At 66.1% G+C, this 19615-nt stretch carries 20 protein-coding genes; 6 read left to right on the top strand and 14 right to left on the bottom strand.

What is annotated here, in order from left to right; genetic code table 11:
- Nucleotides 1-17 precede the first annotated feature (17 nt).
- Nucleotides 18-1169 (bottom strand): N-acetyltransferase, encoded by a 1152-nt coding sequence (locus tag LLW23_RS02230; protein ID WP_228947165.1) that lies wholly within the window; start codon nt 1167-1169, stop codon nt 18-20.
- A gap of 119 nt (nt 1170-1288) precedes the next feature.
- On the opposite strand from LLW23_RS02230, the gene LLW23_RS02225 reads away from it, so the two are divergent.
- Entirely contained in the window at nt 1289-2368 is a 1080-nt protein-coding gene (locus LLW23_RS02225; protein ID WP_228947164.1) for a fatty acid desaturase family protein, read from the top strand.
- Between the two features lie 9 nt (nt 2369-2377).
- Here LLW23_RS02225 and LLW23_RS02220 read toward each other — a convergent pair whose 3' ends face one another.
- The 7 genes from LLW23_RS02220 to LLW23_RS02190 all read right to left on the bottom strand — a co-directional run bounded on the left by LLW23_RS02220 (nt 2378) and on the right by LLW23_RS02190 (nt 9264).
- Nucleotides 2378-3010, bottom strand: coding sequence for a DedA family protein (locus LLW23_RS02220; protein WP_228947163.1), 633 nt, complete (start codon nt 3008-3010; stop codon nt 2378-2380).
- A gap of 186 nt (nt 3011-3196) precedes the next feature.
- A complete protein-coding gene (locus LLW23_RS02215) occupies nt 3197-4597 on the bottom strand; it encodes a UdgX family uracil-DNA binding protein (RefSeq protein ID WP_228947162.1) in 1401 nt (466 codons plus the stop codon).
- Nucleotides 4598-4614: 17 nt separating this feature from the next.
- A complete protein-coding gene (locus LLW23_RS02210; protein WP_228947161.1) occupies nt 4615-5100 on the bottom strand; it encodes a hemerythrin domain-containing protein in 486 nt (161 codons plus the stop codon).
- Nucleotides 5101-5135: 35 nt separating this feature from the next.
- Entirely contained in the window at nt 5136-6191 is a 1056-nt protein-coding gene (locus LLW23_RS02205; protein ID WP_228947160.1) for an SO2930 family diheme c-type cytochrome, read from the bottom strand.
- The gene (locus LLW23_RS02200) at nt 6188-7375 is read right to left on the bottom strand and encodes a parallel beta-helix domain-containing protein (protein WP_228947159.1); all 1188 of its coding nucleotides are present in this window, start codon (nt 7373-7375) and stop codon (nt 6188-6190) included. The genes LLW23_RS02205 and LLW23_RS02200 overlap by 4 nt, the downstream gene beginning before the upstream one ends.
- Before the next feature lie 71 nt (nt 7376-7446).
- Entirely contained in the window at nt 7447-8160 is a 714-nt protein-coding gene (locus LLW23_RS02195; protein ID WP_228947158.1) for a phosphocholine cytidylyltransferase family protein, read from the bottom strand.
- Nucleotides 8161-9264 (bottom strand): inositol-3-phosphate synthase, encoded by a 1104-nt coding sequence (locus LLW23_RS02190; RefSeq protein ID WP_228947157.1) that lies wholly within the window; start codon nt 9262-9264, stop codon nt 8161-8163. It lies immediately after the preceding gene.
- A gap of 138 nt (nt 9265-9402) precedes the next feature.
- Here LLW23_RS02190 and LLW23_RS02185 point away from each other — a divergent pair, with 138 nt between their 5' ends.
- The 3 genes from LLW23_RS02185 to LLW23_RS02175 are packed head-to-tail and all read left to right on the top strand — an operon-like array spanning nt 9403 to nt 11313.
- Nucleotides 9403-10269: a CDP-alcohol phosphatidyltransferase family protein gene (locus LLW23_RS02185; RefSeq protein WP_228947156.1), complete on the top strand. Its 867-nt coding sequence runs from the start codon at nt 9403-9405 to the stop codon at nt 10267-10269.
- Complete coding sequence (locus LLW23_RS02180) at nt 10269-10721, top strand: MaoC family dehydratase (RefSeq protein ID WP_228947155.1); 453 nt, start codon at nt 10269-10271, stop codon at nt 10719-10721. Before LLW23_RS02185 ends, LLW23_RS02180 begins: the two co-directional genes overlap by 1 nt.
- A 52-nt stretch (nt 10722-10773) precedes the next feature.
- Complete coding sequence (locus LLW23_RS02175; protein ID WP_228947154.1) at nt 10774-11313, top strand: superoxide dismutase family protein; 540 nt, start codon at nt 10774-10776, stop codon at nt 11311-11313.
- Nucleotides 11314-11371: 58 nt separating this feature from the next.
- Here the strand turns inward: LLW23_RS02175 and LLW23_RS02170 are convergent, their stop codons facing one another.
- The 5 genes from LLW23_RS02170 to LLW23_RS02150 all read right to left on the bottom strand — a co-directional run bounded on the left by LLW23_RS02170 (nt 11372) and on the right by LLW23_RS02150 (nt 14278).
- Nucleotides 11372-11794: a Fur family transcriptional regulator gene (locus LLW23_RS02170; protein WP_228947153.1), complete on the bottom strand. Its 423-nt coding sequence runs from the start codon at nt 11792-11794 to the stop codon at nt 11372-11374.
- A gap of 56 nt (nt 11795-11850) precedes the next feature.
- On the bottom strand, nt 11851-12330 hold the full coding sequence (rimI, locus tag LLW23_RS02165; protein ID WP_228947152.1) for a ribosomal protein S18-alanine N-acetyltransferase: 480 nt from the start codon (nt 12328-12330) through the stop codon (nt 11851-11853).
- A complete protein-coding gene (gene tsaB, locus LLW23_RS02160) occupies nt 12327-12944 on the bottom strand; it encodes a tRNA (adenosine(37)-N6)-threonylcarbamoyltransferase complex dimerization subunit type 1 TsaB (RefSeq protein WP_228947151.1) in 618 nt (205 codons plus the stop codon). Before tsaB ends, rimI begins: the two co-directional genes overlap by 4 nt.
- A gap of 41 nt (nt 12945-12985) precedes the next feature.
- Complete coding sequence (locus tag LLW23_RS02155) at nt 12986-13576, bottom strand: malonic semialdehyde reductase (protein WP_228947150.1); 591 nt, start codon at nt 13574-13576, stop codon at nt 12986-12988.
- A gap of 129 nt (nt 13577-13705) precedes the next feature.
- Nucleotides 13706-14278, bottom strand: coding sequence for a NifU family protein (locus LLW23_RS02150; protein ID WP_228948438.1), 573 nt, complete (start codon nt 14276-14278; stop codon nt 13706-13708).
- 100 nt (nt 14279-14378) lie between these two features.
- On the opposite strand from LLW23_RS02150, the gene LLW23_RS02145 reads away from it, so the two are divergent.
- Nucleotides 14379-15542: a winged helix-turn-helix domain-containing protein gene (locus LLW23_RS02145; protein WP_228947149.1), complete on the top strand. Its 1164-nt coding sequence runs from the start codon at nt 14379-14381 to the stop codon at nt 15540-15542.
- A gap of 7 nt (nt 15543-15549) precedes the next feature.
- On the opposite strand, the gene LLW23_RS02140 is transcribed toward LLW23_RS02145, so the two are convergent.
- The gene (locus LLW23_RS02140; protein WP_228947148.1) at nt 15550-16395 is read right to left on the bottom strand and encodes an aspartyl/asparaginyl beta-hydroxylase domain-containing protein; all 846 of its coding nucleotides are present in this window, start codon (nt 16393-16395) and stop codon (nt 15550-15552) included.
- Between the two features lie 164 nt (nt 16396-16559).
- Here LLW23_RS02140 and LLW23_RS02135 point away from each other — a divergent pair, with 164 nt between their 5' ends.
- Entirely contained in the window at nt 16560-19490 is a 2931-nt protein-coding gene (locus tag LLW23_RS02135; RefSeq protein WP_228947147.1) for a M16 family metallopeptidase, read from the top strand.
- The last annotated feature ends 125 nt before the right edge of the window (nt 19491-19615 follow it).

Raw genomic sequence — 19615 nt, 5'->3', positions numbered from 1 at the left:
GCCGGCTACCGCCCGACCTACAGTTCGCGTTCGTAGATCTGATAGCGTTTGTTGATCGAGCATCCGATCGTATCGGCGATCGAGCGCATCCCCTGGTTGTCGTCCAGGATCCACCCGATCTCCGCGCGTGACGCGCCGTAGTTCGCCACCGACGCGCGGCGGATATATTCGATCAGCATGAAGGCGAGCTGGCTGGCGAGGCGCGACGCCTGCAGCTCCTTCACCACCCCCATCAGCGGCACGCGGACCGTGCGCACCTTCGGCCGCCGCAGCCACAACAACAGCTTCGCCCAGCCGAACGGTAGCAGCGAGCCATTAAGGCCCGCCAGCGGCTCGTTCAGGTCGGGCAGGGTGATCATGAACGCCACCGGCCGCCCGTCGAGCTCGGCGATCCGGATCAGGTCATTGAACACGATCGGCTTCAGCTTGACGCCGACGTCGCGGATCTCGGGCTCGGTAAGCGGCACGAAGCCCCAATTGTCGCGCCATGCATCGTTGAGGATACCAAGGATGATCGCCGCTTCCTCGTCGAAGCGGGATTTGTCCACTTGCCGTATGACGATCCGCGCGTTCTTCTCGCCCGACTGGATGATGCGCTGGACGATGGGTGGGAAGTCCTTCGTTATGTCGAGATCGTAGGTCAGCAGCTCCTTGACCGGGCGATAGCCGGCGGCTTCGATCCAGCCGCGATATTCACGTTTCGCATGGCCCATCATCACCGTTGGGGGGTGATCATAGCCTTCGGTCAGCAACCCCGGCTCTTCCCACACCGATTGCGAAATTGGCCCGAGCGCGCGTGTCGAACCATTTTCGCGCAGCCATTGTTCGGCGCGCGCCAGCAGCTCACGGAAGATCCCCTCGTCCTCCGCTTCCATCAGCCCCCATTGCCCAGCCCCCGGCCCGAAGCCGCGCGTCGCCGGCATTTCGAGTGCGAGCGTGTCGAAATGCGCCGAGATCCGGCCGACCACGCTGCCGCTTCGCTCGGCGAGAAACAGCTGCGCCTTGGCGTGGCTGTACCAGCCGTTCTTTTCCGGTGTGATCAGGCCCAGCGCCTCGCCCTTCAGCGGCGGTACCCAATTGGGATCGTCGCGATAGAGGCGAAACGGAAGATCGATGAATGCCTTGCGGTCGCGTTTCGACGAGATCGGGCGAATAGTCAGAGCAGCCATTCGGGTCGTCTAATCGTCATAAACGATCATGGCGAGCGGCCTTTCCGCGGCGCGCGGCACCACCGCGGCCCCTGTTAGAGCCATCGTCTCGCCACTATGTTCAGGTAATGGCTACAGCTATGAACACGATGACCCTTGATCGTACGACCGCCGCCGCGAAGACGGCGCGCACGCCGATCGCCGACGATCGCGCGATGCTAAAGGCTGCCGCCGATCTGACGCGCGATCTAACTGCCCCGCGGCCGGCGATCTACTGGAGTGATTTGGTTGCGTCCGCCGTGATCGGGTACGCCGCGCTTGCCGTCGCCGTCATGGCCACCTCGCTTTGGGCGACGATCCTTGCGAGCGCCATTGCGATGCTCGCGCTGTACCGCGGAATGAGCTTCATCCACGAATTGACGCACGTGAAGCATGCGTCGCTGCCGGGCTTCCGCACCGGATATAACGCGCTGATCGGCGTGCCGATGCTGGTCCCGTCGTTCATGTACGAAGGCGTGCATAACCTGCACCACGCCCGCACGCGTTACGGCACGTCGGAAGATCCTGAGTATCTGCCGCTCGCGCTGATGAAGCCGTGGTCGCTGCCGCTATTCGTCGTCGTCGCAGCGCTGGCGCCGGTGGCGTTGATCTTTCGTTACGGCGTGCTGTCGCCATTGTCGCTGATTGTGCCGCCGCTGCGCCGCGTGGTCGTAGAGCGTTTATCCGCGCTCGCGATTAACCCAGATTTCCGCCGGCGCATGCCCGAGGGCGATGCGGCGAAGCAATGGAAACGCATCGAAGCCGCGTGTGCTGTCTGGGCAATGTCGCTGATCGCGCTTGTTGCTACTGGCACGATGTCGTTGCGGACTTTCGCAATCATCCTTGCTGTCGCGTCGGCCGTGGCAGTGGTGAACCAGCTTCGCACGCTCGTCGCGCATCTGTGGGAGAATGACGGCGAGGCGATGACGGTGACCGCGCAGTACCTCGACACGGTGAATGTGCCCCCGCCAGCCGCGTTACCGGCGCTGTGGGCGCCCGTCGGCTTGCGCTACCACGCGCTGCATCACCTGCTGCCGGGTCTGCCGTATCATTCGCTCGGCGAGGCACATCGACGGATTAGCGCTGCGCTCGACGGCGCCTCGCCATATCATAAGGCGAGCTATCCGGGGATGCCGGGCTTGGTCGCAAAGATCGCGCGAAGCACGATGCTCGCGCGCTAAGCGCGGCGATTAGTGCTTCTTCTTGAGGCCGTGAAACTTGTGCCACAGGTAGAAGCCGCCCGCTGCGATCATCGCGACACCGATCACGATGTGGGCCTGATGAAAAGCCGCTTTGAGTCGCGGGTCGGTGTGCCACGCACCGCCGAGCTTGGCGCCGACCCAAGCGAGTAAAAAGCAAAAGGGCCAGGATCCCACGAACGTGTAAACGTGGAACGGGATCAGCTTCATCCGGGCGACCCCGGCCGGAAATGCGATGAACGTGCGGATCACGGGCAGCATGCGGCCGATCAGGATCGCGGCCGCGCCCCAGCGATTGAAGAATCGGTCGGCCAGATCGAGCTCGGCTGGACCCACGAGCACGTACTTGCCCCAGCGTTCCGCCATCGGCCGCCCGCCCCGGCGCCCGACCTCATAGGCGACGATCGAGCCGAGATTGCAACCTAGCGCGCCAGCCGTCGCAGCGAGATAGATGTTCATTTCGCCGGTCGAGACGAGATAGCCCGCGAACGGCATGATGATCTCGGACGGCAGCGGGATGCACGCACTCTCGATCGCCATCAGGAGTACGATCCCCCAATAGCCGCCGGCGCGGATGACGCTGATCACGAAGATGAACAGGGCGGCGATGATCTTCTCGAACATGGGCAGCGCCTCTGCGGGAAGGCGGCGAGGTGGTCAATCGTCTCAAATTCCCGTCCCGCTTGTGGGAGGGCCCGCATCTGTTCCCCTCCCGCCTGCGGGAGGGGTTAGGGGAGGGGCTGTCCACTGGCGACCGCGCTTCCGGACACACCCTCCCCCGACCCCTCCCGTGAGCGGGAGGGGAGAAGGTCATGCCGCCGCCGCCTTCGCCAGCTTCAGATCTTCAACGAACCGTGCAAATTCGCTCACGCGCGCCGCCTCGTCCGGCAGCCGCAGCAGATAGCTCGGATGCACCGTGATCCAGGCTTCACCACCGTCATCGGGCAGCTTCAACGCCCTCCCGCGCTCACGCCCGATCGTCATCACCTTGCCGAACAATGATCGCGCCGCGGTTGCCCCCAGCGCGACCGTCACTTTCGGGCGTACGAGCATCTGCTCCTGGTCGATCCACCAGCGGCACGCCTCGATCTCGCCAGCGTCGGGCTTGGCGTGAATGCGCCGCCGCCCGCGCGGCTCGAACTTGAAATGCTTCACCGCATTGGTGACGTAGGTCTCCCCACGATCGATCCCTGCCTCGCCTAAAGCGCGATCGAATACCTGCCCCGCCGGCCCGACGAACGGTTGCCCGGCCAGATCCTCCTGATCGCCCGGCTGCTCGCCGACGAACATGATGCTCGCGGAAACCGGGCCTTGCCCGAACACGGTCTGCGTTGCCGGCTTGTAGAGGTGGCAGCGCGTGCAACCCATCGCCTCTTCGCGCAGCGCCTCCCAGGCGATCTGGCTATTGCCTCCCAGATCGGTGCGCGCTTCGTCACGGGCCTTGGCGATCATCCCGCTCTCGCGCGCCTGCGCCGACGCCAGCAACTGCGGCACTAGCGCGGTTTCGGGCATGTTTTTCCAGTATTTCCGCGGCATCTCCTTCAGCATAGCGCTCACCTTCACGCGCGCTGGATTGAAGATCGACGCATAATAGGTCTTCCACACCTCCTCGATCGGATCGCCTTCGGGCGCATCGCTCTTCTGCGCACCGGGGCCTTCGCTCAGCGCCGCGCCGTCCCAGTGCAACGACACTTCGGGCGTCAGGATCGACCAATGCATGCTGGCGAAGCGGTTGACGAAGAAGGCTGCATTGGCGCGCACGATATGATGATCGGGCTCAAACCACGCGACATAGCGGCTGGTGCCGTCGTCGATCACTTCGCGGAAACGCAGGAACGCGCGCATCTTGTGGATATCGCGCCGGACATGCTTCGCGAGCCCCTCCAGCCGCCGCACCAACGGATCGGCGTGATCCTCGATCAGCCCGGTCTCGCGTCGCAGCCGCGCCAGCAGCGTGTAGAGCAACGCGAAGCGCTCGGGATCGCGATGCAGGATGGCGTTGCGCGCCAGATCGAGGAAAGCACGCGGCACCTTAAATGCCGGTCCCACGGGATCGGCGCGCGGGGTGGCCACCGCCGCAAACAGATCGCCCGCCTCTGCGCCGACTTGCCACACGACGTCCTCCGCCGGCACGCTATCCGCGAGCAGGCCACGCGCGGCATCGCGCCAAGCGTCGAAATCGTCCGGCGCGGAAAGAGTAACCAGCCGCATCGGTCAGCGTGACGCGATCATTCGCGCTCGTCGCCGCCGGGTGGGTTGTCACGCGCCAGTTCGAGCTCCGCGGGCTTCCGTTCCTCGTAGGTCGCGGCCATCTGCGCCTCAACGTCGTCGCCGAGCGCTTCGTCGGCGGCGGGGAACATTTCCTCCTCCTCTTCTTCGATGTGATGCTCGTAGCGGTGGCGCATGTGGAAGAACTTCGACTCCCACTCGTCCGAGCCGAAATCGAGATCCATCAGCTCGCCGAGCAGGTCGTCGACTTCCTTGTGCTCGGCGACCGAATGCCGCGCATCGTCGCGCAGCTCGGGATTGCCCAGCATCACTGCGTAGAGGGATTCCTCCTCCGCTGCAGCGTGGCTCTGCAGCTCGAGCCGGAACGTCTCGAACAGGCGCTTGCGCACCGTCGTGTCACCACGCAGTTCGCCAAGTTCCTTCAGCATCCCGCGCTGCTTGTCGTGATCCGCCTTGAGGTCGCGATAGATCTGCGCCTGCGTCATCGTCTGGTCTCCTCGATCAACGCGAGCAGAACAGGTCAGCGCGCCGCTTGTTTCTCTTGCGATCCGTTTTCAGCGGGCATCGCCGCGATCCATTTCCTCAGCAGCGCAACACCCTCGGCGTGGGTGGTCGCGCGGCCGACCTCGGGCATCGCAATCCCGGGCTCGATCGAAGCGAGGCGATACAGCAGGATCGAGCGATCTGGGTGCCCCGGATCGATCGCGAAGTCGCGGTCGCCCGCGCCGCGCCCGGCCGCGACCGGTCGCTTCAGGATGCCGCGTGCCACCCGGTCGGGCTCGCGCCAGCCGAGGTACAGGCCAGAGTTCGACGCTGCCCCCTCGCGCCGATGGCAATGCGCGCAATTCGTCTCGAGATACGCCCGCGCCCGATCGTCGAGCGGTGCGGCGGCATCGTCCCACCGCGCCAGCCTCGGCGCATCGCGCGGCGCCCGATCGAGCATCCCGCCGGCGGCCAGAGCTTCCAGTTGCCGATCATCGTTCAGATTGCGCGCGGTCGGCCCGATCGGCGTGATCGCGCCCGAAAGGGCATGGCATTCCTTGCACTGGTTCTGGTTCGGCACGGCATAGCTGATCGTCCGCGTTGCGCCCGTTGGTTCGGTGAACGTCACCGGCAGGCGTGTCCCCGTCCGCTTCAGCGTCGCATCGCTCAGGTCGGCGTTCCACACATAGGGCAGCGCGACCCACCCCGCCGCGCGATGCAGCAGCACGCGCGTCTCAATCGGTCGGAACGCCGCGTCCGCGCCATAGCCAAACGTCTTGATCAGCGCCGCGCCAACCGGCAGCGCGAGGACGTTCTCAGCCTCGTATCGCGCAACCTGCCCGGCAGGGACGTAAAGGTAGCGCTGCTTCTCGGCGTAATCGGAAAAGAGCGGCGTGTTCAGCTGATAGCCCACGACACGCGCGGCCGGAACGCGCGCCTTGAGGTCGCTGAAGAAGCCGAACGCCGACAGGGCAGGGGGGTAATCCTCCGCCAGGATCGCCGAGTCGTTTACCACCGCCGTATTCGGTGCTCGCGCGAGCGCCGCGGTCGCGAACAGCGCCGCCGCCGCGACCAGGGCGGCGATCCCCTTCACTTCGCCGCCGCCTCCATCGCCGCCGGCAGCACGACCGGGCCGCGGATCGCCGCGACCGCGCGATTGAGGTCGGCCGGGGCGGGGCGTGCGTTCGCCGGGGTCTCGCCAGCTTTCAGGCCGAGGCTCAACACCTTCGCGTCGGTCACCGTCAGCAGTGCCGCGTCGCCGGTCCCGTCCCACAGCACCGGCGGGATCGACCCACCCATCGCCGTCGCCAACTGCGCGCCGCCCGGCACACCCGGCGCAAAGCCCGCAGCGCCATGCGCGTTCTGAGCCACCACCACATTGCGCGGCAGCGGGTTGTACTTCGCGTCCTGGAACGCGTTGCGATAGCTGATGATCATCACATTGGCGGTGGCATGCTGCGCCAGCGCATTGCCAGTGACGAACACGCCGTCATTGGCCATCACCAGCACGCCCGTGCCCTTGGGCACTTGCGCGACGATATTGCCCTTGGGCGCGAAATTGGCGGTGTCGTTTTCCGAGATCGCATTCTGGTAAACGCGCACGTCGCCGCCATTGCCGCGCGGCAGATTGGGCAGGTCGAACACCAGCACGCCGCCGGTATTGTGCTCGGCGACGTTGTTGACGACGTCGGCGTGGCGGCTGTTCTCGATCTCGATCCCGGCGACGTTAAATTCGACGATCGAGTTGCGGACGATGATGTTCTCGCTCTGCCCGACATAGATGCCGGCATCCGACGCCCCGCGCACGATCGCGCCATCGACCAACACGCCGCGGCTCTCAACCGGGTAGACGCCATAGGCGCCGTTCGTCTCCTTCGGCCCGCCGGTCCACTCGACGCGAATGTCCTTGTAGACGATGCGGTCAGCGCCCTTGGATTTGATTCCGTCCCCGCGGCTGTCCTCCACCGCGAAGCCGCGCAGCACCACGTCGTCGGACGTGACGAGCAAGCCCTCGCCGGCGCCTTGCTGACCCTTGAAGCTCAGGATCGTCTTGTCCATGCCGGCGCCGCGCACCGTCACGCCCGGCACGTCGAGGCTCAACCCGTCGGTCAACGCATAACGGCCCGCGGCAATCGCCACCACGTCGCCGGGCTTTGCATCGAGCAATGCCTGCTGGATCGCCTCCTGCGCATCCCCGCCCGGCGCGACGTCAATCGTTCGAGCGGCAGCCGGCGCGGCGAGCGCGAGCAGAACGGCGGTCGCGGCAAGCTGTCGCATCGAGTCTCTCCCTGATTATTTTCGAGGGAGCATAACGCCGCTGACACGCGTGTAAATTGGCGGCTGGCTGGCTAGGCGACCGCTGCCTGCACCGGTGCCAGCGCCGCCTCCGCCTGCGCCAAGGCGCGCGGATCGTCGACATCGAGCCACCATGTATCGCCGACATCTACCACGCGCGCACCGCCCGTCACCGCCAGCGCCTCGACCCCGGACGAGATCGACCCGGCCCCGCCATGCGCGATCGACCGCCGCAACGCGTCATGGAAGCGCTTGTCGACCTTGAACACGCCGCAATCGAACGCGTCGTAATCCGCGAGATGCTTGCCGATCGATACGATTCGGCTGCCCTCGGTACGCACCCGCGTCACATCGTCCAGGTCGACCAGCGGATTGTCGAGCCGCCGATCCACCGCCAGCGTTAGCGCCGCCGCGGGTGCAGCGATCGTCTTCGCGACGATTGCGGGATCGAACAGGTGATCCGCCATCATCAGCAGATGCGGTTCGGGTCCGATGGCCGCTGCGCCAGTCAGCACCGAATGGCCGTTGGCAAGGCTCCAGTCGGGTGTCGCAACGCAGGTAATCGCCGGATCGAGCGAACTTAGGAATGACGTCAGCCGCTCGCCTTCATGCCCGGTCACTACGGCGAAGCTAGTCGCCCCGCCGTCGCGGGCCGCCGCGATGACACGCGCGATCATCGGCGTGCCTGCGACGGCGGTAAGCGGCTTGGATGGCGAAATGCTGCGCAGCCGGCTCCCGAAACCGGCTGCAACGATCAGCGCCCGCACTTACTCGGCGGCGAGCCGCGCGTCGGCGTGGATGAAATCATCGGTCATTTGCGCCGCGATGTCATCGTTGAACTGCTCGGGCGGGTGCTTGCAGAAGAACGCCGACGGGCCGGTCAGCGCGCCGCCGGTGCCGCGATCGAGCGCAACCTTCACGCAACGGATCGCATCGACGACCACTGCGGCGGAATTCGGCGAATCCTCGACCGACAGGCGAAGTTCGAGGTTCATCGGCACGTCGCCGAACAGATTGCCCTCGAGCCGCAGGAAGCACAGCTTGTTGTCGTGGAGCCAGGGGATGTAATCCGACGGGCCGACGTGGATGTTCTCATCCGCCAGCCGCTCGGCGAGTACGGCCTGAACCGCCTCGGTCTTTGATTCCTTCTTGCTCGACAGCCGGTTGCGATCGAGCATGTTCATGAAGTCGGTGTTGCCGCCGGTGTTCAGCTGGTAGGTGTGATCAATCGTCACACCGCGCTGGCGAAAGAGGTTCGACAGCACGCGGTGGACGATCGTCGCGCCAACCTGCGCCTTCACGTCGTCACCGATGATCGGGAGCCCCGCATCGGCGAAGCGCTTTTCCCACTCGGGGCGGCTCGCGATGAACACTGGCATGCAATTGACGACGCCGACGCCCGCCTCGAGCGCGCATTCCATATAGAATTCGGTCGCTTCCTGACTGCCGACCGGCAGGAAGTTCACCAGGATCTCCGCGCCGGTGCGCTTCAGCTCGGCAATGATCTCCGCCTTGGAGGCATCGCGCGTGTCGTCGATCTCAAAGCCGCGGTCGTTGGCAGCCTGCAGCATGTGCGAGGCGACGCCGTCGAGCTTCGCGCCCATCATCACGACCGTGCCGGTCTCCGGCACGTCGGCGTGGAACACCTTCGTGCAGTTCGGCTTGGCGAAGATCGCCTTGCCCAGATCGAGCCCGACCTTGCGCGAATCCACGTCGAACGCCGCGACGAAGTCGAGGTCCGAAACGCGATAGCCGCCGATGTCCTCGTGGATCAAACCATGTGAGGTGTTGCTGGAGGCATAATGATATTTCCCCTGCACCAGGCTGGAGGCGCAATTGCCGATCCCGATAACCGCAACCTTGATCGTCATTCGAAAGAACCCCTAAACGCCGGTGCCGTGCCCAGCGATGACAGTAAGATGGCAGCGTGGTGACAGATGCGCGACGCCTGTCAAGCGAAGCGTGCTGGTGCTAAGGCGTAACGCAGGGGAACGCGAAAAGTGGCGACGATGGAATTGCGACCGGCCGTTACCGGAAAGCCGCGAGAATTGCAGGGCTTTCTGAACCGTACCGTATATCATCCGGCGGCGCGGCGGCTGGCGACGGCGCTCGTGCCGACACCGGTTACGCCCAACATGGTCTCGATCTTCGGGGCAGGGTTAGTGATCGCGGCCGGCGTGCTCTATGCCCGGGTCGGCACGCCTGCGGCGATCGGCATGGGCTTCATGCTGCATCTGCTATGGCATGTCGTTGACGGCGCCGATGGCGATCTCGCGCGGATGAGCGGCCGCGCCAGCCCCAGCGGCGAAGTCGTCGACGGGATGTGCGACTATCTCGGCCACGGCGCGCTTTATCTTCTGCTCGCGAGCGCGCTCGACGACAGCATCGGCGCGACTGCGTGGGTGCTGGCAATCGCCGCCGGCCTCTCCCGTGCGGTGCAGTCGGTCTTCGCCGAAAGCTCGCGCCGCAGTTATCAATGGTGGGCCTATGGCGTGCCGTGGATCCAGCACAATACCAGTGCGGCGACCGGCGTCGGCGGGGTGCTCACCCGGCTTTATCTCTCGGCATCGAATTTGCTCACCGGCGCAACCGCCCGGGTCAACGCGCTGGTAACATACGCCGAAGCCGATCCTGCCGAACGGCAGCGGCTCGCCCGGATCGCGCGCGATGTCGGCCCGTCATTCCTCGGCATTCCCGCCGCGCTCGGCGCCAATCCGCGCACGATCCTCCTTGGGGTCAGCATGATCGCCGGCAGTCCGCTCTGGTTCTTCCTCGTCGAGGCGACGGTGCTCAACGTCCTGCTCGTCGCCGGCGTCGTTCGCCAGCACGCTCAGTGTCGCCAGCTGGTCGCGCTCGCCGCCGCGGGGCGCCGCTGATGGCTGGCCTGTGGTACGAGCAATTCACCGTCGGCCAGCGCTTTGTTCACGAGATCCGGCGGACGGTGATCGAGGCCGACAACATGCTATTCTCCGCGCTAACCTTCAATCCGGCGGCGCTGCACATCGATCATGCCTATGCCGCGACGACCGAGTTCGGAAAGCCGCTCGTCAATTCGCTCTTCACGCTCGGCCTTGTGATCGGGCTCAGCGTGCAGGATACGACCTTCGGCACCACGGTGGCGAATCTGGGGATGAGCGAGACTGTATTCCCCAAGCCGGTATTCGCCGGCGATACGATCCGCGTCGAGACCGAAGTGAAGGCGCTTCGCCCGTCGACATCGCGGCCGGGGCAGGGGATCGTCACCTTCGAACATATCGGGCTGAATCAGCGCGATGAGATCGTGTGCCGCACGACGCGCGCCGCACTGATGCTTGCGCGCCCGCAATAAGCCGGAACCCCAACGGGACGCGCTCGTTGCCTTGTCGAAACGGGAGAATGTGATGCTGCGTCTATCAGTCGCTACGGGTCTTGGAATGTGCGCGCTCGCGCTTGCCGGCTGCAATGAAGGCAAGCTCGAGACGGGAATGCCGGTCGCAGGCGGCGCCAGCGCCGTCGCAATGCTGCGTACGGCCGCCGGTGCAGACGTTGGCCGCGCCACCGCGACGGAGGTTTCGGGCGGCCTGCGCTTCACCGTCGACGCCAAGGACATGCCCGCCGGCACGCACGGCGCGCATGCTCACACCACGGGCCGCTGCGACGCGCCCGGCTTCGAAACGGCTGGCGGCCACTGGAACCCGACCAGCATGAAGCACGGCACGATGAACCCGCAAGGGCCGCATCAGGGTGACGTGCCCAACCTCATCGTCGACTCCGCCGGCCGCGGCACGGTCGCGACAACGATTCCCGGCGCAACGATGGCCGGCCTTTTGGACCCCGATGGTGCGGCCTTCGTCATCCACGCCGGTCCGGACGATCTGAAGACCGATCCGTCGGGTAACAGCGGCGGGCGCATCGCTTGCGGCGTATTCCAGGCGTCCTAACCAGCCTGCGCAGTATCTACTGGCAAGGGGGTGGGGGTGAGCGGACGATTGGCGCCGCTCACTCCTTCCGGCTAAGATTAACCCCGTACAATTCCATCCGGTGATCAACCAACCGGAACCCCAGCCGCTCCGCAATCTGCTTCTGCAACAGCTCAAGCTCAGGATCGACGAATTCGATCACACGCCCGGTCTCGACATCGATCAAGTGATCATGGTGCGCCTCGGGCGCGGGCTCGTAGCGCGCACGCCCATCGCCGAAGTCGTGCCGGTCGAGAATGCCGGCCTCCTCGAACAGTCGAACGGTCCGATAGACGGTGGCGATCGAGATGCCGCGGTCAATCGACGAGGCGCGCTCATAGACCTTTTCGACATCGGGGTGGTCGTCCGCTTCAGAGAGCACGCGGGCGATCACGCGGCGCTGCTCGGTGATGCGCAGGCCCTTTTCCTGACAAAGGGCTTCGAGATCGATTTTGCGTGGCATGGCTCTATGTAGTGCGCGCAGCTTGTTGCGAAAAGCGCTACCGACTCGCAACAAGCTCAGTCGAGCGCGGCGGCGTAGCTGTGCGCGTCGAAACTCTGTCCAGTCCGGCCGCGATAATAGTCGCGCCGTTCACCCGTCTTGGTAAAGCCATGCGTCTGATACAGCGCGATCGCGCCATTGCCCGCGCGCACCTCGAGGTGAATGCAAGTCACGCCGCGCCCGCGTGCTTCGGATATCACGCTGCGCAACAGCGCCGCGCCGATCCCGCGTCGGCGAAACTGCGGCGCGGTCGCCAGCAACAGCAGCTCCGCTTCGTCCAGGATGCCACGGGCAAGCGCAAATCCTGCGATCCGCCCCTCCGCCCGCGCTAGTGTCAGCCAAACGCCTGGCATGGCGAGGATTCCGAGGCACTGGCTGCGCGTCCATGCCTCGCCGAATCGCGGATCGAATGCCTCGTTCATCACCTGATCGAGCGCCGCGACATCCGCCGCGCTGCCGGTCAGCAATTCGACCATGCGCAAGCTGGTCGCGTTCATGCCGGCAGCTTCGCATCAGGCGCGCGACCGTAGATCGGGCGCGGCGGCAGGTCGGCAAGCTCGGGCGGCAGCAACACGGCATCCGCAGCGCTCGGCAGCGACTCATGCGCCTCCAGCGCCGAATCGAGCGCGGTCAGCCAGCGCACGCCGTTACCGACGATCGCGGCGCCATCGAGCGCAACCAATGCCGCGTCGGGTCGGAACGAGGCGAGCGCGCCGATGGGGGCGAGCGGCGAGGCGGTGAACGCTTGCATGAACACCTCACCGTGCCCGCCCTCCAGCACGACCGCAAGCGGCGCGCGCACGCCGCGAGCGAACGCCGCCGCTGCAAGGAGGGTGGTGGAGGAATACCCCTGCGCCACGACGCCCCAGCCGAGCGCCAGCCCGCGCGCGGCCGCAATGCCGACACGAATACCCGTGAAGCTGCCCGGCCCGACATCGACGAGGATCGCATCGCACCGGCCGCCGTCCGGCAGTTCGGCGATCATCGGCACCAGCCGCTCGGCATGGCCGCGACCGACCACCTCGTGTCGCGCCGCGATCACCGCACCGCCTTCGAGCAGTGCGACCGAGCAAGCGGCAGTGGCGGTATCGATGACGAGCGTGCGCGGCATCAACGCCCCATCGCCCCTCTCACGCCGTCGCTCAAGTGCGATCAGGCGATGCGATTGAACTTCTCGAAGGCCGGGCGCGGGCTGCGATCGAAGATCGTTGTCGGATCGCCATGGCCGAGCGTCGAGATGAAGTTGGTCCGCACGCTCTGCTGGTCGGCGAAGAAGGCCTTGTCGACCGCGCCCGCATCGAACCCGCTCATCGGCCCGGTGTCGAGCCCCAGCGCGCGCGCGGCGAGGATGAAATAACCGCCCTGCAGCGACGAATTGCGGAACGCCGATGCCTCGCGCAGCTCGGCATTGCCATCAAACCAGCTCTTCGCATCGGTGTGCGGGAACAGCTCGGGCAAATATTCGTGGAAGTTGGTATCCATGCCGATCACTACCGACACCGGAGCCTTGCGGATCTTGTCGGCGTTGTTGGCGCTGGCACACGCGGCGAGCTTTTCCTTCGCCGCGTCGCTGACGCACCACACCAGCCGCGCAGGCAACTGGTTGGCGCTGGTCGGCCCCATCTTCATCAGATCCCAGATCGCATGAAGCTCGGCCTCGGACACAGGCTCGTCGGTGAAGCCGTTATACGTCCGCCCCTTGCGGAACAGCTGATCAAGCGCGGCATCGTCGAGAGGAGGCATCGTTCTATCTTTCTGTCGTCGTCATCCCCGCGGAGGCGGGAATCAATACACGTAGGCGTCTCGGATCTAGTTTCGATCTCAGCGCCTATGGATCCCCGCCTGCGCGGGAATGACGAGCGTGGGGCGTAATCAGACCGCGCGAACCTCGGTCACTTCAGGCACGTAATAGCGCAGCAATTGCTCGATCCCGTTCTTCAGCGTCGCGCTTGACGATGGGCAACCGGCGCACGCGCCCTGCATCCGCAGGAACACCTTACCCTTGTCGAACCCGCGATAGACGATGTCGCCGCCGTCGTTCGCCACCGCGGGGCGCACGCGCGTCTCGATCAGATCCTTGATCTGCGCGACGATCTCCGCATCGGCCGGATCGTCGGCGAAGGTCTCGTCCGCTGACGGCACCGAGAAGCCAGCGCCGCCGCCGCGGAACAGCGGCATCTGCGCGGAGAAATGCTCCGACAGGATCGCCAGCACATCAGGCTTCAGGTCGCGCCACTCAGCGCCCGGCCCGGCGGTGACCGACACGAAGTCGCGCCCGAAGAATACGCCGGTCACATCGCCGAGGCCGAACAACGCGTCGGCGAGCGGCGATACTTCCGCTTCCTCGGGGGTTGCGAAATCGCGCGTGCCGGCATCCATCACGATGCGGCCCGGCAGGAACTTCAGCGTGGCCGGGTTCGGCGTGGATTCGGTTTCGATCAGCATGCACGTCATGTGGCCCGCGCAAGCGACTCGATCAAGCATCCGCCCGGAAAGGAATGGTTTCCGGTCGCGCAGCCGCGGTGAGGGCACTAGCATGGCTCGAATGACCGAACGTATCACGCCCGCGCTGGCGCGTCGCATCGCGCTGGCGGCGCAGGGTTTTGGCGTCGCGCGCCCGCCGATCGTGACGAGTAGCCATCTGCGCCGCACGCTCGATCGGCTCGCGTTGCATCAGATCGACAGCGTCAATGTGCTTGCCCGCGCACATTACCTGCCGGCCGCCGCGCGGCTCGGCCGCTACGACCGTGCGCTGTTCGATCGCGCTGCCTGGGGCAAGCGCAGCGAGCGGAGGATGTTCGAATATTGGGCGCACGAGGCATCGCTGCTGCCGCTCGACCTTCACCCGCTGCTGCGCTGGCGCATGAACCGAGCCGATCGCGGCATCTTCCGCTCCGCCACGATGCGCGAGTTCGCCACCACCCGCCGCCCCGAAGCGATGGCACTGCTCGATCGGATCCGTGCAGACGGCCCGCTCGCCGCCTCCGATGTCGAGGCGAGCCGTACCGGCTGGTGGGCCTGGAGCGACGCGAAGCGCGCGCTCGAGTGGCTGTTCTACGCCGGCCACGTCACCACCGCGACACGCCGTCGCGGGTTCGAGCGTGTCTACGACGTGCCCGAACGTATCCTGCCGCGCGCGATTCTCGATCTGCCCACGCCCGACGAGCCGACCGCGCACGCCGCGCTGATCGAGCGCGCCGCTCGCGCGCTCGGCATCGCCACCGCGCCTGAGCTGCGCGATTACTTCCGCCTCACCCCCGCGGACGCCGCGGCGGCGATCGACCGGCTCGTGGCGGAAGGCGTGCTGCGGCCCGTCACGGTCGAAGGCTGGCCCGCGGCCTACCTGCACCATGCCGCCCGCCGCCCGCGGCGTATCGAGGGCCAGGCACTGCTCGCCCCGTTCGACCCGATGATCTGGGAACGCGCGCGGACCGAGCGGCTGTTCGGCTTCCACTATCGCATCGAAATCTACGTGCCCGCCGCCAAGCGCCGCTACGGCTATTACGTCCTGCCGTTCCTGCTCGACGGCCGCTTGGTCGCGCGCGTCGACCTCAAGGCCGATCGTGACCGCGGGCGCCTGCTGGTACAATCGTGCCACCTCGAACCCGGCGCACCGCCCGAAACATCGGTCAGGCTAGGCGAAGAACTTGAGATGATGGCCGATTGGCTGGGGCTACAAGCGGTAACCCACCGACCACGCGTTGGATGACAGACCCTTAACCGCCCCGTTGCCGCACCGCCGCATTCCACGCCGAAATATTTGCCCGCGCTTCCTGCACGAACGCCGATCGCCGCACGGCGCCCAAGAAGAAGTCCGCCACCCACTTCCCCGGATTGCGCAGTGGCCGCGCGAATTGCACGAGCAGCACCACGCGCGTCCCGCTCGTGTCGTTCCACACCTCGTGATCATAAGTGTCGTCGAACACCAGCGTCTCGCCCTCGGCCCAGCGCACGACGCGATTGTTGATCCGCATCCGCACGTCGCCGTCGCGCGGCACGATCAGCCCCAAGTGGCACGTGATCAGCCCCTTGGTGACGCCGCGATGCGCCGGAACGTGCGCACCGGGCGCCAGGATCGAGAAGAACGCGCTGTTGAGCCCGGGGATTTGCTCGACCAGCGCGGTCGTCCGCGGGCAGCGCGCGGCATTGTCGTCGATGCGAAAGCTGTAGCCCCACAGGAAGAACGATCGCCACATGTTCGGCCTGGCGATCGCGCGATGATCGGGCGAGATCGTCGACAGGCTCGGGCTCGCCTCGCCTTGCAGCGCGACGGCGAGCGCTTCGTCGCGGATCTCTTGCCAATGATCGCGCAGCATCTGTGTCCAGCCAAAGGTGCGCACGTCGAGCACCGGATCGTTCGGCACCAGCGACGACGACGCGATCAGCCGGTCGAAAAACCCGCGCATATGCTTGCCTAGGCGGATGATCAGCGGACGGTTGGGCTCCGGCCGCAGCGCAGCATCCTGCACCAGCGCCTCGGAAAACGGCGTGGGCACTGGCGCGTCGCCGCCCTCGCCGAATTCCTGCCGCAATTCGCGGCGCGCCTGGCTGATCGAGCTCACGTCTTGATCCATCCTGTGACTGTCAGCTGCAGCATCGGCCCCCCGAGACAGCGACAAGCCGCTGGTTAGAGGCGATTCCCGACCAAAAAGTGGCGATAGCGCGGTCGTCGAAAGATCGCGCGGCGGGTGTGGCGGCGCGCCGCGCGGCACGATAGAAGCGCAATATGATCGTCACATCGCGCCGGTTCGCCGCGCCGCTCGCTCTCCTTTCGCTCCTGACTTCGGTCGCTGCGCCCGCCTTGTCGCAACAGGCTGTGCGCCGACCCGCGGTCGCCGCTGCGCCGGTTGCGGCGCCTGCCACCCAGTCGACGATCGTCGATCCGGCAACGATCAAGGTCGATACCGCGCCATGGCTGTTCAAGGGATCGGACATCCCGCCGGACACCGCGTGGAACTTCGGCGCGCTGCCCAACGGCTTGCGCTATGCAATCCGCAAGAATGGCGTGCCGCCCGGCCAGGTCGCAGTGCGCGTGCGGATCGACGCCGGCTCGCTCAACGAGACGGATGACGAGCGCGGTTTCGCGCATCTGATCGAGCATCTCTCGTTCCGCGGCTCGAAATACGTCCCCGATGGCGAGGCGAAGCGCGTCTGGCAGCGCTTCGGCGCCACCTTCGGCTCGGACTCGAACGCACAGACAACGCCGACGCAGACCGTGTACAAGCTCGATCTGCCCGCCGCGACCGAGGCGAACCTCGACGAAAGCCTCAAGATCTTCGCCGGCATGATGTCCGAACCCGGCATCAACGATCAGGGCCTTGCTGCCGAGCGCCCCGCCGTTCTCGCCGAACAGCGCGAAGCGCCCGGCCCGCAGGTGCGGCTGTCGGATGCGCGCAACCAATTGTTCTTTGCCGGCCAGCCGCTCGCCGATCGCTCGCCGATCGGCAATGTGAAGACGCTCGAGGCGGCGACCCCGGCGACGGTCAAGGCGTTCCACCAGCGCTGGTATCGCCCGGCGCGCGCGGTGGTGATCATTTCCGGCGATATCGATCCGGCGATCGCCGCGCGGCTCGTCGTCAAGAATTTCGGCGGCTGGAAGGGCGTCGGCGCCGATCCGGCCGATCCCGATTTCGGCAAGCCCGATCCGAAGGCCACGCCGACCGCGACGATCGTCGAGCCCTCGCTGCCGCCGCTCGTGATCACCGCGGTGCTGCGGCCATGGACCTATCAAGACGACACAATCATCTTCAATCAGAAGCGGCTCGTCGATCTGATCGCGATGCGCGTCATCAATCGTCGCCTCGAAACCCGCGCTCGCGCCGGCGGCAGCTTCCTCCAGGCCAGCGTCAGCCTCGACGATGTCGCGCGCTCCGCCAATGGCACGTTCACCAACATCCTGCCGATCGGCGACGATTGGGAATCCGCTGTGAAGGAAGTGCGCGCGGTGATCGCCGATGCGATGGCGCGCGCGCCGACTCAGGGCGAGGTCGACCGCGAAGTCGCCGAGTTCGACGGCGCGATGCGCAACGATGTCGAAACCGCGCGAGTCGAGGCCGGATCGAAGCAGGCCGAGGACATGGTCCAGGCACTCGACATCCGCGAGACGGTCGCCGGCCCGCAGGAATCGTACAACATCTTCCTCACTGCGCGACAGAAGGGGATGTTCTCCGCCGCCGGCGTCCTCGAATCGACGCAGCGCGTGTTCAAGGGCGATGCCGAGCATGCCCTGCTCAACACCCGTGTCGCCGACACCGGCGCCGCCGCGAAGCTCGCCGCCGCGCTTAGCGCCGACGTGTCGAAGCTCGCCGGCCCTCGCACGCGCCAGAACAACGTGAACTTCAAGGATCTGCCGAAGCTCGGAAAGCCGGGGACCGTCGCCTCACGCGAGGCGATCGCCGATCCGGGCATCGAGAAGGTCGTGTTCGCGAACGGCGTGCGGATGCTGCTCTACCCGAACGCGTCGGAAACCGGCCGCGTGTACCTGCGCGTCCGTTTCGGCCGCGGTTATTCCGCGCTGCCGGCAGACCGCTCGACTGCCGCCTGGGCCGCCGACAGTGCGCTGGTGCAAAGCGGCATCGGCAAGTGGAACCAGGGCGATCTCGATGTGCTCACCACTGGGCGCCGCATGGGGCTGAATTTCGACATTACTGACGACGCGTTCGTGATGAATGCGCAGACCACGCCGGGCGATTATGCCGACAATCTAGGCCTGATGGCCGCCAAGCTCGCCGCGCCGCGCTGGGACTCGGCGCCGGTGTTGCGCGCCAAAGCGGGTGCTCTGGCAGGTTATGCCGGGTTCGATTCGTCGCCCGATGGCGTCCTTTCGCGCGATCTCGAACGCAAGCTGCGCGCTGGCGATCCGCGTTGGGGTCCACCGACACGCGCGGAGATCGACGCGCTGACGCCTGCCGCCTTCCGTGCGCTGTGGGAACCGCTGCTCGCCACCGGCCCGATCGAGGTCGACGTGTTCGGTGACGTAAAGGCCGACGAGGCGATCGCCGCGGTCGGCCGCACGTTTGGCGCGCTCAAGCCACGGACCGAAGCGCCCCTCGTTGCCCCAACCGTCGCTTTCCCGGCGCACACCGATCGCCCAATCGTGCTGACCCACGACGGCGCCGACACGCAGGCGGCAGCAGTGATCGCCTGGCCGACCGCCGGCGGCACCGCTGACATCGCCGAAAGCCGCCGGCTGGACATCCTCGCTGCGATCTACGGCGATCGGCTGTTCGATCGGCTACGCTCGGTCGCCGGTGCCAGCTACAGCCCAAGCGCGGTCAGCCAGTGGCCGCTCGGCCTCCAGAGCGGCGGCCGGTTCATCGCGATCGGCCAGATCGCGCCGAGCAACGTCGACCTCTTCTATCGCCTCAGCCGCGAGATCGCCGCCGAACTGGTTGCCAAGCCCGTCGACTCCGACGAGCTGCGCCGCGCAATCGGCCCGATGATGCAATATCTGGCGCGCGCTTCGTCGGGCAACCAGTTCTGGCTGATCCAGACGAGCGGCGGTGCCTATGATGCCAATCGCCTCGCCGGCGCGCGCACGCTAGTGAGCGATTACATGTCGATCACGCCGGCGACGCTGCAGGCGACCGCTGCGAAGTATCTTCAGCCGAACAAGGACTGGACGCTGGTTGTGCTGCCGAAGACGCCGGCGAAGTAAGCGGGAAGGGGGGCAGATCACCCCCACCATCCGTTCGTCCCGAGCAACGTCGAGGGACTGTTCTAGGCGAACGGTGTCTCGACTGCGCTCGACACGAACGGGTAGTGGGTAATCGTCTATCGGGC

The sequence above is a fragment of the Sphingomonas radiodurans genome (genome assembly GCF_020866845.1).
Classification (GTDB): Bacteria; Pseudomonadota; Alphaproteobacteria; order Sphingomonadales; family Sphingomonadaceae; genus Sphingomonas; species Sphingomonas radiodurans.
The sequence above is the reverse complement of the archived record's forward strand: the minus strand, read 5'-3'. Positions and strand labels throughout refer to the sequence as shown.